This is a genomic window from Blautia marasmi (genome assembly GCF_900258535.1).
Lineage (GTDB): Bacteria > Bacillota > Clostridia > Lachnospirales > Lachnospiraceae > Blautia > Blautia hominis.
In genome coordinates this window covers 1156860-1174457 of the sequence record NZ_OIWX01000001.1, presented here as the reverse complement: position 1 = coordinate 1174457, position 17598 = coordinate 1156860, and the positions used below count along the sequence as shown (strand labels likewise).

Genomic DNA, 17598 nt, shown 5'->3' with positions numbered 1-17598 from the left:
AGTGGCTTATGTACCCGTACCCAAAGACCTGACCAAAGTAAAAACAAAGGTCATGTTCAATCTCACGAAACGGCAGCTGGTCTGCTTTTCGGGCGGCGCGCTGTTTGGCGTCCCGCTTTTCTTTTTACTCAAAACCCCCATTGGCAACAGCGCCGCCGCCATGTGTATGGTGGTTGCCATGCTGCCGTTTTTTATGCTGGCCATGTATGAGAAAAACGGCCAGACATTAGAAAAAATCATTGGGAATATCATCCGCGTTGCTTTTATCCGCCCCAAGCAGCGCCCCTACAAAACCAACAATTTCTATGCCGTATTGATGCGGCAGGAACAGCTTGACAAGGAGGTGCATCACATTGTTTGCCAAAAAACGAAACCACGCCGCAGGCCCCGGCCGGAAAGAAAAGCCGGTGCGGCCGAAGCGCAAACTGACCCGCACAGAGAAAAAGCAGATTGAAGCCGCCATTGCGCGGGCAAACCGTACCGATAAAAAAGAGCAGTCCGCACAGGACAGCATCCCCTATCAGCGGATGTGGCCCGATGGCATCTGCCGTGTGGCAGATACCCATTACACCAAGACCATCCAGTTTCAGGACATCAATTACCAACTGAGCCAGAACGAGGACAAGACCGCCATCTTTGAAGCGTGGTGTGATTTTCTCAACTACTTTGACAGTTCGGTGCAATTTCAGCTGTCCTTCCTCAATCTGGTGGCATCGGACGATACCTTTGCCAGCAGCATCAATATCCCGGCACAGGGGGATGATTTTGACCCCATCCGTGAGGAATATACCGGAATGCTGCAAAACCAGCTGGCAAGGGGGAACAACGGGCTGATTAAAACCAAGTACCTGACCTTTGGCATTGACGCCGACGGTGTCCAGGCGGCAAAGCCCCGGCTGGAGCGTGTGGAAACGGACATTCTCAACAACTTCAAGCGCATGGGAGTAGCTGCGGAGGTGCTGGACGGGCGGGAACGCCTGCGTCAGATGCACAGCGTATTTTGCATGGACGGGCAGCAGCCGTTCCGGTTTGAATGGGACTGGCTTGTGCCCTCCGGCCTTTCCACCAAGGACTTTATTGCGCCCACCAGTTTTGCGTTCAAAAATGGAAAGCATTTTTCCATGGGCGGGAAGCTGGGGGCGGTGTCCTTCCTGCAAATCCTCGCACCGGAACTGAACGACCGTATGCTGGCAGATTTTCTGGATATGGAGAGCAGCGTCATTGTCAACCTGCATATTCAGTCCTTAGATCAGGTCAAAGCCATCAAGACGGTGAAGCGTAAAATCACCGACCTTGACCGTGCCAAGATTGAGGAACAGAAAAAAGCCGTCCGCGCCGGGTATGACATGGACATCATCCCCTCCGACCTTGCCACCTATGGCAGCGAAGCCAAAAAACTGCTGCAGGACTTGCAGAGCCGTAACGAGCGGATGTTCCTTGTGACCTTCCTGGTGCTGAATACCGCCGATACCAAACGCCAGTTGGACAACAACATCTTTCAGGCGTCCAGTATCGCGCAGAAATATAACTGCCAGCTGACCCGGCTGGACTTCCAGCAGGAGGAGGGCCTGATGAGCAGCCTGCCGCTGGGCTTAAACCAGGTGGGAATTGAACGGGGCCTTACCACTTCCAGCGTGGCGATCTTTGTACCGTTTACCACACAGGAACTTTTTCAGGCCGGAAAGGAAGCCTTGTACTACGGCATTAACGCTTTATCCAACAACCTCATCATGGTTGACCGGAAGCTGTTAAAGAACCCCAACGGCCTGATTTTGGGTACGCCCGGTTCCGGTAAGTCCTTCTCTGCCAAGCGTGAAATTTCCAATGCCTTTTTGGTGACGCAGGACGACATCATCATCTGCGACCCGGAAGCAGAATACGCGCCGCTGGTTCAGCGCCTGCACGGCCAGGTCATCAAAATCTCACCTACCTCCACGGACTACATCAACCCGATGGATTTGAACCTTGACTACTCTGACGATGAAAGCCCGCTGTCGCTGAAATCGGATTTTATCCTGTCGCTGTGCGAACTGATTGCCGGCGGCAAGGACGGCCTGCAGCCGGTACAGAAAACCATCATTGACCGTTGTGTGCGTCTGGTGTATCAAACCTACCTCAATGACCCCAGGCCGGAGAATATGCCGGTGCTGGAGGACTTGTACAACCTGCTGCGCGGGCAGGAGGAAAAGGAAGCACAGTACATTGCCACGGCGCTGGAAATCTATGTAACCGGCTCCCTGAATGTGTTTAATCACCAGACCAGCGTCAACATCAACAACCGCATTGTCTGCTATGACATCAAGGAGCTGGGCAAGCAGCTGAAAAAAATCGGGATGCTGGTGGTGCAGGATCAGGTGTGGAACCGTGTTACAGTCAACCGCGCCGCCCACAAATCCACCCGCTATTACATTGACGAAATGCACCTTCTCTTAAAAGAGGAACAGACCGCCAGCTATACGGTGGAAATCTGGAAGCGGTTCAGGAAATGGGGCGGGATTCCGACAGGTATCACGCAGAATGTCAAAGACCTCCTGTCCAGCCGCGAGGTGGAGAACATTTTTGAGAACTCTGACTTTGTGTATATGCTCAACCAGGCAGGCGGTGACCGGAACATTCTTGCCAGGCAGCTGAACATCTCCACCCACCAGCTGTCCTATGTGACCCATTCCGGTGAAGGGGAGGGGCTGCTGTTCTATGGCAGCGTGATTCTGCCGTTTGTAGACCGGTTCCCGAAGAACACCGAACTGTATCGCATTATGACCACCAAGCCGCAGGAGGTGGTATCTTCGTGAAAAAAGAACCCCGCCTGCAGTTTACCGATGCCGAACGCAGCGACCCTGTGCTGAAAAAGCCGGTTCACAAAGCGGAGCAGGCAGCAGAAAAGGCGGACGCAGCTCAGGCGAAAATCCCGAAAAAGACGATAAAAACCAAAATAGAAACAGTGGATGCGGCAACCGGCAAGAAAAAAGTCCATCTGAAATTCGAGGAGGTGGATAAGAAAAGACCGCCTGCCAAGCTGACCCATGCCGCCCGTGACGCACCGGGCAACATGGCGGCGGGTAAGCTGCATCGGGAAATCCGTAAATCCGAACAGGACAACGTGGGCGTGGAAAGCGCCCATAAATCCGAGGAAGCGGCGGAATCCGGCGTAAGGCTGATGCGGGAGGGCTACCGTTCCCACCGTCTGAAGCCATACCGAAAGGCGGCAAAGGCAGAACGCAGGCTGGAAAAAGCCAATGTGAATGTGCTGTACCAGAAATCTTTGCAGGAAAATCCCCAGCTTGCCAGCAACCCTGTTTCCCGCTGGCAGCAAAAGCAGGCGATTAAAAAACAGTATGCCGCAGCAAGGCGCGCCGGACAGGGTGCCGGAACCACGGCATCGTCAGCGGCGCAGGCCACCGGCAAAGCCGCAAAAAGCGCCGCGGCGAAAACCGAACAGGCAGCGCAGTTCATCGCCCGCCACAAGAAGGGTTTCCTGATTGCCGTTGTATTGCTGTTGCTGCTCGCCATGCTGATGGGCGGGCTTTCCTCCTGTTCGGTCATCTTCCAAAGCACCATCACAACGCTGACCTCTACCTCCTACCCCTCACGGGATGAGGATATGCTGGGAGCCGAAGCCGCCTATGCAGCCAAAGAAGCGGATTTGCAGTATGAGGTCGATCACTACGAAACCATGCACCCTGGCTATGATGAGTACCGGTATGAGTTGGATGACATTAAGCATGACCCTTATGTGCTGGTGTCCCTGCTGACCGCTTACTATGAGGGAGAATGGACGCTTGCACAGGCGCAGGGCTTCTTATCCGAACTGTTTGACCGGCAATATACCCTGACGCAGACTATTGAAGTGGAAGTGCGGTATCGTACTGAAACAAGAACAGGAACGACCAGCAGCACAGACCCGGAAACTGGCGAAACCACAACGGAGGAATACGAGTATGAGGTGGAAGTGCCATACGACTATTACATCTGCCATGTGAAGCTGGAGAATTTTGACCTGTCCCGCCTGCCAGTGTACTTTTTGGACGAGGACAGGCTGGGGCTGTATGCGGGATATATGGCAACCTTCGGCAACCGTCCTGACCTGTTCCCCACAGACCAGTACCCCAATGCAGCCGGACGGGAGGATTTTAATGATTATGATGTGCCGCCCGAAGCACTGGCCGATGCACAGTTTGCCGCCATGATAAGCGAAGCGGAAAAATATCTGGGCTACCCCTATGTATGGGGCGGGGCCAGCCCCTCCACCAGCTTTGACTGCTCCGGCTTTGTCAGCTGGGTCATCAACCATTCCGGCTGGAATGTAGGCAGGCTGACCGCCAATGGGCTATTGGACATCAGCACCCCGGTATCCTCCGCCAATGCCAGGCCCGGTGATCTGATTTTCTTCCAGGGAACCTACGACACCAGCGGCGCATCCCATGTGGGTATCTATGTTGGCAACTCCATGATGATCCACTGCGGAGATCCGATTTCCTACGCATCCATCAATACAAGCTACTGGCAGGCGCATTTCTATACCTTTGCCCGTCTGCCGTGAAAGGAGTGAACACAGCAATGACGAACACGAAACTGAAAAAAATCAACGCTGAATATGACAAGAACGCCGCCAGGATTGCAGAACTGCAGGCCCGCCAGCGGGAACTTGACAAGCAGCGCACGGAAATCAAGAACAATGACATTCTGGAACTGGTGCATGAGCATCATCTGGACTACGCCGCCCTGTCTGCCCTGATTCAGAAGCTGGATACCAGCCGTCCTGCGGCAATGGCTGGAGAAACGGAGGAAGAAACCTATGAATAAATTCAAAACACGCCTTATGGCAGGCCTGCTGACGGCGGGGCTTTGCCTGACCGCCTTTTCCACCACCGCCTTCGCCGGCGGCCCGGACTATGTGGAACCCACAGAGGAGCCGGTGCCGGAGGAAACCGCCGAACCCGGCGAGCCGCTTTCCGAGGACAGCGATATTTCCACCCGCGACCTGCTCTATGACAAAGCGACCAACAAGCAGTTCATCACCATTACCGACCGGGACGGCAATGTTTTCTATCTGGTCATCGACTACGATTCCCCGGTCAGCGAGGACGAGGAACAGTACAAGACCTATTTCTTGAACCCGGTGGATACCGATGATTTGAAAGCGCTGGCCGAGGAAGCCGAAAACAAACCGGCCGCCTGCACTTGTACCGAAAAGTGCGCTGCCGGTTCCATTGATATGGATTGCCCCGTCTGCGCTGCCGACATGACCGAGTGCGCCGGGAAAGCGCCGGAGCCAGTGGCCACCGAGGAGCCAAAGGAACCCGTGGCCGAGGAGCCGGAGGAACCGGAACAGCCAGGCAGCATGAACCCGGCGGTGCTTGTGGTACTTCTGCTTGCCCTTGCCGGTGGCGGCGTGTTTGCTTACATCAAACTTATTAAGAATAAGCCGACAACTAAGGGCAATGCGGATCTGGACGATTACGATTACGGCGAAGATGAGGACGAGGATTCCGAGGACGCCCCGTGGGAGAGCGAGGACGAAACGCCGGAGCCTGAAAACAACGAAGCGGCGGGGGATAAAGAGGATTGACCCAATTTACCAACAGCCCCTTTGAACGCATGATGACACAAAAGCCAAGCGGCGGGGGCAAGCGCTCCCGCCCTTTGGCATCTCTCCCCGAAAGCCATCCCTGCTACGGATGCGGCAACGCCGGACAGCGCTGCTTTGGCATCTGCCAGCGGGAACTAAACCAATATCTGAAAGAACGGAGGAACCAACATGAAGCTGGTAATCGCTGAAAAACCATCTGTCGCACAAAGTATCGCCGCCGTGATCGGCGCGGACACCCGCCGCAAAGGGTATCTGGAGGGCGGAGGCTATCTGGTCAGCTGGTGTATCGGGCATCTGGCCGGACTTGCCAATGCCGAAACCTACGACCCGAAGTACGCCAAGTGGAACTACCATGACCTCCCTATCCTGCCGGAACGCTGGCAGTTCGTGGTGGGAAAGGAGAAACAGGAGCAGTACAAGGTGCTGCACGACCTGATGCACTCCGATACCGTGGATACCGTTGTGAATGCCTGTGATGCAGGGCGCGAGGGCGAAGCAATCTTCCGCACGGTCTACAACCTGGCCGGCTGTAAGAAACCCATGCAGCGGCTCTGGATTTCCTCTATGGAGGATTGTGCAATCCGTCAGGGTTTTGAAGCCCTGAAACCCGGCGCGGACTATGACGGCCTGCATGAAGCGGCGCTCTGCCGCAGCAAGGCGGACTGGCTGGTGGGCATCAATGCCACCCGGCTGTTTTCCGTACTGTACCACCGCACCCTGAACATCGGGCGCGTCATGTCCCCGACACTGGCGCTGGTGGTTCAGCGGGAAGCGGAGATTGCTGCGTTCAAGCCGGAAGCGTTTTATACGCTGGTGCTGGGGCTGGCGGACTTTACCGCCGCCGGCGAACGGCTGAAGGACAAGGAAGAAGCGGCCAGATTGCAGGAAGCCTGCGCCGGGACAGATGCCACGGTGCAGAAAGTGGAGCGCAAGGATAAAGCGGAAAAACCGCCCGCCCTCTATGACCTGACCACCCTCCAGCGCGACGCCAACCGTCTGCTGGGCTTTACCGCACAGCAGACGCTGGACTATCTGCAAAACCTTTATGAGAAAAAGCTGTGTACCTACCCCCGCACGGACAGCCGCTACCTGACTTCCGATATGGCGGAGGGGCTGCCGGTGCTTGTAAACGCAACCGCCAAAGCCATGCCCTTTGCCAGCGGGAGCGCCGTCCGGGTAAACGCAGCCCAGGTCATCAATGACAAGAAAGTATCCGACCACCACGCCGTCATTCCCACCCAAAATATCCACACCACCGACCTTGCGGCGCTGCCGGTTGGGGAACGCGCCGTGCTGGAACTGGTTGCTTTGCGGTTGCTCTGTGCCGTAGGCCAGCCCTATGAATATGCGGAAACCGTGGTGATGCTGGACTGTGCCGGCCATACGTTTACCGCCAAAGGCCGTGCCGTACAGAACCCCGGCTGGAAACAGCTTGAAGAACGCTACCGTGCCAGCCTGAAAGATGCGCCGGAGCCGGCCGCCGACAATGATGCCAAGGCCCTGCCGGTGATCACTGAAGGAGAGGTATTTTCCGTGACAGTGCCCTGCATCAGGGAGGGCAAGACCACGCCGCCCAGGCACTTCACCGAGGACACGCTGCTTTCGGCCATGGAGGTTGCCGGGGCAAAGGATATGCCGGAGGACGCCGAGCGCAAAGGGCTGGGTACGCCTGCCACCCGCGCCGGGATTTTGGAAAAGCTGGTTTCCACCGGTTTTGTGGAGCGGAAGAAATCCAAGAAAACCGTCCAGCTGCTTCCTACCCATGACGCGGTATCGCTGGTCACGGTACTGCCGGAGCAGCTGCAATCGCCGCTTCTCACCGCAGAGTGGGAATACCGCTTAAAGGAGATTGAGCGCGGCGAACTGGAGCCGGATGAGTTTATGGGCGGCATCACAGAAATGCTCAAAGAACTGGTTTCCACTTACCATGCCATTGAGGGCGCGGAGGTCTTGTTCCCCTCTGGCCGTGAGGTGGTTGGCAAATGCCCCCGCTGTGGGGGAATTGTGACGGAAAGCAAGCAGGGCTTTTTCTGCGAGAACGCCGCCTGCCAGTTTGCCCTCTGGAAAAACAGCCGGTTTTTTACCGCCAAGAAAAAGCAGCTGACAAAAACGGTTGCCGCAGACCTCCTGGCAAATGGACGTGTGCAGATGAAAGGCTGCTATTCGGAAAAGACCGGCAAGACCTATGATGCCGTGATTGTTCTGGACGATGACGGGCAGCGCACGAATTTCAAGATGGAATTTGCCCAGAAAGGCGGCAAATGATGAAGCTGTCCCGGATCGAGCAGGAAACCATTATCCTCTACAACGAAGCAGAGTCCACCGCCGAGGTCTTTACCTATGACCAGAAGCTGCTGACAAAGCTGGAACGGCTGACGGAAAAGTACCCGGAGCAGATTGCCCGCACCGGTGACCGGCAATTCATTGTGCCGAAAGCCTGCGTATTGGTAAGGGAGCCTTACAGCGAGGAACGCAGGAAAGCCGCCAGCGAACGGGCAAAGGCAAATGGGTACCGCCCGCCTGCCAGCACCAGGGGAAAGCCGGATTCCTGATTGATGGCAGCGTAACCGTTTCCGGGGCAGGAGGTGGCTATGAATGTATTTGAAGCTGTAAAGGGGGCTGTCACAACCAGAGAAGCCGCCGGGATGTATGGGATTGAGGTAAAACGCAACGGAATGGCGGTCTGCCCATTCCATGATGACCGCAACCCCAGCATGAAGGTGGACAAACGCTTTCACTGCTTTGGCTGCGGGGAAGATGGCGATGTGATCGACTTCACTTCCAAGCTCTATAATCTATCCCCGAAAGAAGCCGCCGAAAAGCTGGCACAGGATTTTGGGCTGGCTTATGACAGCCATGCTCCGGCAAAAAGGCAATACATCCGGCAAAAGACGGATGCACAGATATGGAAGGAAAAGGAGCAGCACTGTTTCCTTGTCCTTTCCGATTATTTTCACCAGCTGAGGAAATGGGAAGCAGAATATGCCCCGGCTGCACCGGACGAAACATGGAATGACCTGTTTGTTGAAGCGGTGCAGAAAAAGGATTATGTGGGATATTTGCTTGATGTGCTGATTTCCGGCAGCGTCGAGGAGAAGAAGGCTCTGATTGCAGACTGTGAAAACGAAATCAAAAAAATGGAGCAAAGGAGGAACCTTTCCATGCCTGAAAAATTAAGCAACAAAGACCGCCTGCGGCAGATTACTGAGAACATCGAGGACGGCATTAAGGAACTGTTTGAGAGCGATAAGTACCGGCAGTACCTTTCCACCATGTCCCGGTTCCACCGCTATTCGGTCAACAACACCATGCTGATCTATCTGCAGAAGCCGGACGCCACGCTGGTAGCCGGTTTTAACAAATGGAAAAATCAATTTGAGCGTTATGTGAAAAAGGGCGAGCATGGCATTACCATCATCGCGCCCACGCCCTTCAAAAAGAAGGTCGAGGAACAGAAACTTGACCCCGATACCAAAGCCCCCATGCTGGATAAGAACGGGAAAATCGTCACCGAGGAAAAAGAAGTGGAAATCCCCATGTTCCGCCCGGTGAAGGTGTTCGATGTGAGCCAGACGGACGGGAAGCCGCTCCCCCAGCTGGCCAGTGACCTTTCCGGAAATGTGGCGCAGTTTGATGTCTTTATGGAAGCCCTGCGCCGCACTTCCCCCGTGCCAATCGCAATCCAGCCCATAAATGACGGTTCGGACGGTTATTTCAGCCTGACCGACCAGCGCATTGCCATCCGCGAGGGGATGAGCGAAGCGCAGACTGTTTCCGCTGCGGTGCATGAAATTACCCACTCCCTGCTCCACAACCGGGAAAAGGAACGAATGGCGGCGGCTGCCGGGGACGAAACCAAAGAGCCGCCCAAGCCGAAAGACCGCCACACTGAGGAGGTGGAAGCCGAAAGCGTATCTTATGCCGTCTGCCAGTATTACGGCATCCAGACCGGCGAGAACAGCTTCGGCTACATCGCTACATGGAGCAAGGACAAAGAATTACCGGAACTCAAAGCCAGCCTGGAAACCATCAACAAGACCGCCAGCGGGCTGATTACCGATATTGACCGGCACTTCAAGGAAATCTGCAAAGAACGCGGCATTGACCTGGCCGCCCAGCCGGATAAAGAAGCGCCAGTGGAGGAACCGGGCGAAGCCTTATTCCTTGTGGACGGTGCCAATTATCTGCATATCCAGACCAGTGATGAGGGCTATGATTACACCATCTACGATGCAAAAAGCAGGCTGGAAGTGGACGGCGGCTGTCTGGCAAATCCGGACATTCCCCTGATGGAAGCCCGAAAAGAGATTTTCGCCATTCATGGGATGCCCGCCGAAAAAATTGAAGCCGCTGACCTTTCCCTTGTGGAAGAATTGCAGGATGCCCAGCCTATGCCAGCGCCCCGCCGCTATGCAATGGACGAAAACGGCGAGATGCGCCGCACATGGAACGGCAAGCTGCCGGAACAGTTCACAGAGGAGGATACCAAGGCGTTCATGGCAGAAACCGCAGCCATGCTGGGTATGGAGGAGAACTCCGAAGCGCAGGCCGCTTCCATGCTGCCGGAAACGCCGGAGCAGGCGCTGGACGAGTACCCCATGCCGGATGCCGACTTAACACAGAAAGATATTGAAAAGACCGGCTATCTGGACGGCGATATGCTCCCTCTCTCCAAAGAGATGGCGCAGAGATTACTGGAACAGGATTTTACGGTCTATGCCATGCTGGATGGCGGCAACGCAGAAATGCTGTTCGACACCGATGAACTGAACACGCAGCCAACGGGTACGCTGTTTGCGGTGAGCCGTGAGGAATGGGAAGAAAGCCCTGATTTTGACAAGACGATCCAAGACCGGCTGAACCATCAGGAAGAACGGGAAGCGGCATTTCTCTCCCATGATGGGGACTGCTTTGCCATCTATCAGGTAAAGGACACGGAGGGACTGCGGGACATCCGCTTTGAGGGATTGGAGTGGCTAACATCCATTGACCGCACGGTGGAACGTGAGAATTACGATCTGATCTACACCGCACCGCTGCAAAAAACAGACAGCGCAGATGCGGCTTTAGATAAATTGTGGTACAAATTCAACAATGAACATCCGGCTGATTACCACAGCCCATCCATGAGCGTTAGCGACATCGTTGTGCTGAAACAGGCCGGTGCGGTATCCTGTCACTATGTTGACAGCTTTGGATTTGCACCGGTGCCGGATTTTATCAAGCCGGAGAACTATCTGAAGGCGGCGGAAATCTCCACCGAAGATGATTACGGCATGATAGACGGCATCATCAACAACGGCCCCAAGCAGCCCACAGTTTCGGAACTGGAACAGCAGGCCCGTTCCGGCCAGCCGATTTCCCTCATGGATTTAGCCGCCGCATCCCACCGGGAGGAACAGGAAAAGAAACCGTCTGTTGTAGGAAAACTCAAGAGCCAGCCGAAGCAGGAAACAAAAAAGACCGCGCCAAAGAAAAGCGCAGAAAGGGAGATTTGATATGAACGCATTGACCTTTGAGGAACAGAACCTTTTGTGTATTTACAGCCCCGGAACCCGTGAGGGAGCCATTTCGGCCCTGACAGAAATGAGGACGGAACTTGCCAAAGATGAAACGGAACTGCTGGCATTGACAGATTCCGCCCTTGAGAAGCTGCGCTCCATGAGCGATGCAGAGTTTCATGAGTTGGAATTGTTTCCCGATTTTGACGAATAACCCTGACCGGAAAGGGCGGCATAAGCTGCCCTTTTTCTTTTGGCAAGACCTGAAAGGAGGTTTGAACCACTATGCCGACAAAAGCACAAATGTATGCACAGATGGCGGACAGCGTTGCAAGCAGGCTCACCGCCAGCTGGCAGGAGTGGATGCTGTTTTTAAACACCGCTTCCCGCCTTTACAAATATCCGTTCCATGACCAGCTGATGATTTACGCCCAGCGCCCGGAAGCAACGGCCTGTGCGGAATATGACCTGTGGAATGACACGATGGGCAGATACATCCGGCGCGGCTCCAAGGGCATTGCGCTGGTGGACGATTCCGGGGGCACGCCCCGTCTGCGGTATGTCTTTGATATTTCCGATACCGGCACACGCCCCCATTCCCGCACCCCGTTTCTCTGGAGCATGGAGCCGGAACACACCATACCCGTCCAGGCTATGCTGGAGAGCCGCTACGGGATTGGCGGGGACAGCCTGCACCAGCAGCTTGCCGATATTGCCGGAAAGCTGGCGGATGAGTTTTGGGCGGACAACGGCGCTGACATCCTCCGCACCGTTGACGGTTCCTTTTTAGAGGAGTACGATGAACTCAACGTAGCGGTGCAGTTCAAATCCGCCGCAACCATCAGTATCACCTACGCGCTGATGTCCCGCTGCGGACTGGAGCCGGAACAGTATTTTGACCATGAGGATTTCATGGCGATCTTCGATTTCAATACCCCGGCTACCGTGGGTGCGCTGGGAACGGCGGTCAGCCAGTCCTGCAAAGAGGTACTGCGTCAGATCGGTATCACAATTCAGAATGTAGAGCGCGAGAAAATCGCGGAAAGGAGAAATAGCGATGAACAACACCTTAACTTACAGCAAGAACGGGGATTATCAGATTCCCAACCTGAAACTGAGCAGCCAGCAGACCCCGCCCCTGGGCAAATACGGGAGGATGCGGAAAACCTATCTGAAGGAACACCGCCCGGTTCTGTACAGCCAGATGCTTCTCTCGGAAACCCTGTACCCACACCTGACGGAGATCGAGCAGACGGCGAACAGCCGCATGGAGCAGATGATGCCCCGGCTGATGCAGGCGGCGGGCGTGACCGAGAGCCTGAAAGCCAGCGACCAGATGAAATGGGTGGGCCTGATGAACAACTGCAAGGCGCAGGCGGAGGAACTGATTTTAGCGGAACTTATACACAGCTGAGTTTATTCCCCACCGAAGCAGAACAGATTTACCATATTGATGAAGCGGAGAGCGTAACACAAACGCCCTTCGCTTTTTCTTTTGTCCAAGAGGAGATTGACCATGTGCTGCGGCTGGGCAGCAACACCGGCCACAGCCGTATGCGTGTTGCGGCAGAGTACCAGAAAGGAAAAACCACCAGCCAGATTGCCGATTTCCTGCAACGGGAATATCGTGGCGGTACTGGACTGATTACAGACACCGGCAAACTGGCAGCGTGGTTTGATGATGCCGGCATCCACCTTGCCAAGGGGAATGAAGTACAGTATGTACCCCGCGCCCAGGTGCTTTCATGGGAAGATGCAGCAATCCGTATCGGGGAGTTGCTGGACACCGGCGCATTTGCTTCCAATGTGGAACTGGACGAAGCCTACGGCTTAGAGCGGAAGGAGCTTGCCGAATCAATTTGGTATGTACGACATGATTTTGCAGATGGCGTTGCCGGGCAGGGCTATCTTGCTTCGCTGGAATCCATGCGCGGCAGCGGTTTCCCTGATGAAACAGCGTTTCTGGCGGAGCAGCTGTCCGACCCGGTTTTTTGTGCAGCACTGACGGCTGAATATGCACAGTTTCTTGCTGCTTATAGGCAGGACAGGGATTTGCTGCGTTTCCATTACCACCATACAGAGGATATTCTGGCCCGTTTGCAGGATTTGGATTTGCCGCGCCGGGAGTTCCCTGCGCAGATGGCCGAGGTGCCCCGGCTGAAAGGCTTTATCACAGAGGATGAGATCAGCGCCGTTCTTGCCGGGGGAAGCAATGTCAGCGGCAGTAAGGGCAGAATTTACACCTATTTTTCCGAACCGCATACCCCCAAGGAAAAAGCCGATTTCCTGAAAGATGAATATGGCTGGGGCGGTCACAGTGCCGCCATTTCTGGCAGCTTTTCCAGTTATGAAAACCACGATGGGAAAGGCATTAAACTGGAAAAAGACAACTGTGAAGCTGTGCAGATGTCTTGGCCTGTTGTGGTGAAGCGTCTGGACGAATTGGTTCGTAAAGACCGTTATCTGACCGCAGACGAGAAAAAACAGTATGCCAAACTGCAAAGCCGCTATGCGGAGGTCGGCGGCATCCCCACGCCGAAACCCCGCTATGGCTTCCCAGAGCCGGAAACTTTGCGGGGGCCAGTGGCGGAAGATACGCCAGAGCCGGCCGTAACGGAACAGACATCTGTGCCAGGGCTTGTGCCGCGCGAAGAAGTGCAAGCCGCTGTCCATGAGCCGGAACCGGCTGAAACACCGGTAGCGACAAAAGAAATTACGCAGGCGGATATTGACGCCGCCCTGCAGGGGTGGAACGGTGATATTGCCAGCAAGCACAGCGTTGTGCGCTATATGCAGGATCACGCCCGTGAAAAAGGTACGGCGGACTGGCTGAAAGCCGAATACGGCAATGACCTTGCCGCGTTCCCCATCACAGCGGAAGGAGCCATCGGGGAGATACCGTGGACAAAGGTACAGCGCCGCATTGCCCAGCTTATCAAGGAAGGACGATTTTACAGTCAGGAGCAAATTGCCGGAGAAGAAAATTCCGAGCCGGAACCACGTTTTTCCGTTACCATGACCAGCGATGCCTTTCCTGACCCGGAAGATGCCTTTGCCATTTGGGACAGCAGGCAGGATGCCTATTATGCCTTGCCGGATGGACGTGTTGTTACGTTCCCCGATGCAGAAAAGGCACAGGCATATCTGGAGGAAGAATTTCTGGGGCAGGAGGCCCGTAACGAAGCTGCCGCAGAGTATCAGCCCACCCTACCCGGCACGGATGAAAATGTCACCGCCGAAGCGGAAGCCGACAGGTATGAGCGTTTTGCGGTTATAGAAAGCGAGAATGGCTATGCCATTTGGGATGACCTGCACGGTGGCTATTATGTAGACGATGAAGGCGTTACCGAGGAATTTGACAGCGAGTGGCTTGCCAATGACTATCTTTATCAGGTGAGGGAAGCCGTTGCAGGAAAAGAAACAGCCGGACAGCCTGCCGTGGATCGGGACAAAGAAGCCGAAGAACCCACAAAGACGGAAACCAAAAACTTTCATATTACCGATGAACATCTTGGCGAAGGCGGGCCGAAAGCAAAATTCCGCGCCAATATGGACGCGATCCACACTCTGAACACCCTGACAGCAGAGGGACGCACAGCCACATTGGAAGAACAGCAAATTCTTTCCCGTTATGTAGGCTGGGGCGGTGTGCCGGATGCCTTTGATGCCAGTAAACCGGCATGGGCAGAGGAATACAAGGAACTGCTGGCGGCACTTTCCCCAGCGGAGTATGAAGCTGCCAGGGCCAGCACCCTGAACGCCCACTATACCAGCCCTGCGGTTATCCGTGCCATTTACGAAGCCGTCGGTAACATGGGCTTTACCACGGGCAACATTCTGGAACCGTCCTGCGGCGTGGGTAACTTCTTTGGTATGCTGCCGGAGAGCATGGAAAATTCCCGGCTGTACGGCGTGGAACTTGACCCGGTTACCGGGCGCATCGCCCAGCAGCTTTACCCCAAAGCCAATATCACCGTGGCAGGCTTTGAAACCACTGACCGCCGCGACTTCTATGATTTGGCTGTGGGCAACGTGCCGTTCGGCCAGTACAAGGTCAACGACCCGGCTTATAACAAGCTGGGCTTCAACATTCACAACTACTTTTTTGCCAAGGCGCTCGACCAGGTGCGTCCGGGCGGTGTGGTGGCGTTCGTTACCAGCCGTTACACCATGGATTCCAAGGACAGCACGGTACGGAAGTATCTGGCGCAGCGGGCTGACTTGTTGGGTGCAATCCGTCTGCCCAATAATGCGTTCAAGGCCAATGCCGGAACGGAAGTAGTGTCTGACATACTCTTTTTACAAAAGCGCGACCGGGTAATGGATATTCAGCCGAATTGGGTGCATTTGGGACAGACGGACAATGGCTATGCTATTAACAGTTATTTTACCGACCACCCGGAGATGGTGCTGGGCAATTCCACCGAGGAAAGCACCGCACACGGCATGGATTACACTGTTTCCCCCATTGATAGTCTGGAATTATCTGACCAGCTGCATGATGCGATAAAGTATATCAACGGTCAGTACACCGAAGCGGAACTGCCGGAACTGGGCGAGGACGAAACGGTTGATACCTCCCTCCCTGCTGACCCGGATGTGAAGAATTATTCCTATACGGTGGTAGACGGCAATGTGTATTACCGGGAAAACAGCCGCATGGTGCGCCCGGACTTAAACGCCACCGCCGAGGAACGTATCAAGGGCATGGTTGCCTTGCGGGATTGTGTCAATCAGCTCATCGACCTTCAGATGAATGCCTATACCCCGGACAGTGCCATCACCGAAAAGCAGGGGGAACTGAACCGGCTCTATGACAGTTTTTCAGCCAGGCATGGGCTTTTGAATGACCGAGCAAACCGTCTGGCGTTCTCTGCTGATTCCTCCTACTACCTGCTCTGTTCTCTGGAAGTGCTGGACGATGACGGGCAGCTGGAACGCAAAGCGGATATGTTCACCAAGCGAACCATCAGGCAGCACACCGCCGTGTCCAGCGTGGATACGCCCAGCGAAGCCCTTGCGGTTTCCATCGGGGAAAAAGCGCGGGTGGATCTGCCGTATATGTCCCAGCTGTGCGGCAAGAGCGAGGAAGAAATCATTTCCGAACTGGCCGGCGTTATCTTCAAAGACCCGGCCTATGGAAGCGATCCATTATCCGGCTGGCAGACCGCTGACGAATACCTTTCCGGCAATGTCAGAAAGAAGCTGCGGGAAGCCAATCGTGCCGCTGCCCATGACCCGGCTTTTCAGGTCAATGTATCGGCTCTTGAGAAAGCACAGCCCAAGGATTTGGACGCATCAGAGATTGAGGTGCGGCTGGGTGCCACATGGATTGCCCCGGATTACTACCGCCAATTCATGTATGAGGTGCTGGGTACGCCCCGGTATCTGCGCGGAAACATTGATGTGAAATATGCCCCATTTACCGCCGAATGGCAGATTACGGGCAAAACACAGGTTGGGCGCAATGATGTCGCCGCCTATACCACCTACGGCACTGACCGGGCCAACGCCTACCGTATTCTGGAGGACAGCTTAAACCTCCGGGATGTCCGTATCTATGACACCATCGAAGATGCAGACGGCAAAGAAAAGCGTGTCCTCAATGCCAAGGAAACCACACTGGCGGCACAGAAACAGCAGGCACTCCGGGATGCCTTTAAGAACTGGATTTGGCGTGACCCGGAGCGCAGGCAGGCATTATGCCGGCAGTACAACGAGGAAATGAACAGCACCCGCCCCCGCGAGTATGACGGGAGCCATATTGTTTTTTCCGGCATGAACCCGGAAATCCAGCTGCGGGAGCATCAGAAAAATGCAATCGCCCATGTGCTTTACGGTGGCAATACGCTGCTGGCGCACGAAGTGGGTGCCGGAAAGACGTTTGAAATGGTTGCGGCCGCAATGGAAAGCAAGCGGCTGGGGCTGTGCCAGAAGTCTATTTTTGTTGTGCCGAACCACCTGACCGAGCAGTGGGCGTCGGAGTTCCTGCGCCTGTATCCCAGCGCCAACATCCTTGTTACCACCAAGAAAGATTTTGAAACCCATCGGCGCAAGAAGTTCTGCGCCCGTATCGCCACCGGCGATTATGATGCCGTCATCATCGGCCATAGCCAGTTTGAGCGTATCCCTATCAGTAGAGAGCGGCAGGAACGCTTGATTCAGGAGCAGATTTGGGAGATCACTTCCGGCATAGAGGAGGTGCAGGCCAGCGGCGGCGAGCGGTTTACCGTCAAGCAGCTGGAACGCACCAGAAAGGGACTGGAATCCCGGTTAGAAAAACTCCGTGCCGACAGCCGCAAGGACGATGTGGTGACCTTTGGTGCGCCCTTAATTGCAGCGTAAAAGCTCCCGTGGTTGGGAGAACACCGCTGTAAACCTGATGGAGAATGCCACGAGGAGGTGGGAAAGGCATATCTCTGTAGGTAATTGATACGATTGAGAACGGCATAAGAACCAAATATCTTATGTATCCGATTCTGACTAATACTCCTGCTGGCTATTCTG

At 55.0% G+C, this 17598-nt stretch carries 9 protein-coding genes and 1 pseudogene; all 10 read left to right on the top strand.

What is annotated here, in order from left to right:
• Nucleotide 1 precedes the first annotated feature (1 nt).
• Nucleotides 2–454, top strand: coding sequence for a PrgI family protein (locus C6P39_RS05210; RefSeq protein WP_104803060.1), 453 nt, complete (start codon nucleotides 2–4; stop codon nucleotides 452–454).
• Nucleotides 354–2792, top strand: a complete 2439-nt coding sequence (locus C6P39_RS05205) for a VirB4-like conjugal transfer ATPase, CD1110 family (protein WP_242986938.1) — start codon at nucleotides 354–356, stop codon at nucleotides 2790–2792. Before C6P39_RS05210 ends, C6P39_RS05205 begins: the two co-directional genes overlap by 101 nt.
• Complete coding sequence (locus tag C6P39_RS05200) at nucleotides 2789–4540, top strand: C40 family peptidase (RefSeq protein ID WP_104803059.1); 1752 nt, start codon at nucleotides 2789–2791, stop codon at nucleotides 4538–4540. The genes C6P39_RS05205 and C6P39_RS05200 overlap by 4 nt, the downstream gene beginning before the upstream one ends.
• A gap of 17 nt (nucleotides 4541–4557) precedes the next feature.
• Nucleotides 4558–4803 carry a DUF4315 family protein gene (locus C6P39_RS05195; protein WP_104803058.1) on the top strand — a complete coding sequence of 82 codons (246 nt, stop codon included), beginning with the start codon at nucleotides 4558–4560 and terminating at the stop codon, nucleotides 4801–4803.
• On the top strand, nucleotides 4796–5569 hold the full coding sequence (locus C6P39_RS05190; protein ID WP_104803057.1) for a DUF4366 domain-containing protein: 774 nt from the start codon (nucleotides 4796–4798) through the stop codon (nucleotides 5567–5569). Before C6P39_RS05195 ends, C6P39_RS05190 begins: the two co-directional genes overlap by 8 nt.
• A 189-nt stretch (nucleotides 5570–5758) precedes the next feature.
• The gene (locus C6P39_RS05180; protein ID WP_104803055.1) at nucleotides 5759–7855 is read left to right on the top strand and encodes a type IA DNA topoisomerase; all 2097 of its coding nucleotides are present in this window, start codon (nucleotides 5759–5761) and stop codon (nucleotides 7853–7855) included.
• Nucleotides 7855–8142 (top strand): immunoglobulin, encoded by a 288-nt coding sequence (locus C6P39_RS05175; protein WP_104803054.1) that lies wholly within the window; start codon nucleotides 7855–7857, stop codon nucleotides 8140–8142. The genes C6P39_RS05180 and C6P39_RS05175 overlap by 1 nt, the downstream gene beginning before the upstream one ends.
• Nucleotides 8143–8175: 33 nt before the next feature.
• The gene (locus tag C6P39_RS05170; protein ID WP_104803053.1) at nucleotides 8176–11088 is read left to right on the top strand and encodes a YodL domain-containing protein; all 2913 of its coding nucleotides are present in this window, start codon (nucleotides 8176–8178) and stop codon (nucleotides 11086–11088) included.
• A gap of 1 nt (nucleotide 11089) precedes the next feature.
• Nucleotides 11090–11305, top strand: a complete 216-nt coding sequence (locus C6P39_RS05165; RefSeq protein ID WP_104803052.1) for a transposon-transfer assisting family protein — start codon at nucleotides 11090–11092, stop codon at nucleotides 11303–11305.
• A 71-nt stretch (nucleotides 11306–11376) separates the two neighbouring features.
• Nucleotides 11377–17412: pseudogene (locus tag C6P39_RS28830) on the top strand (DEAD/DEAH box helicase family protein); the annotation flags it as partial.
• Between the last annotated feature and the right edge of the window lie 186 nt (nucleotides 17413–17598).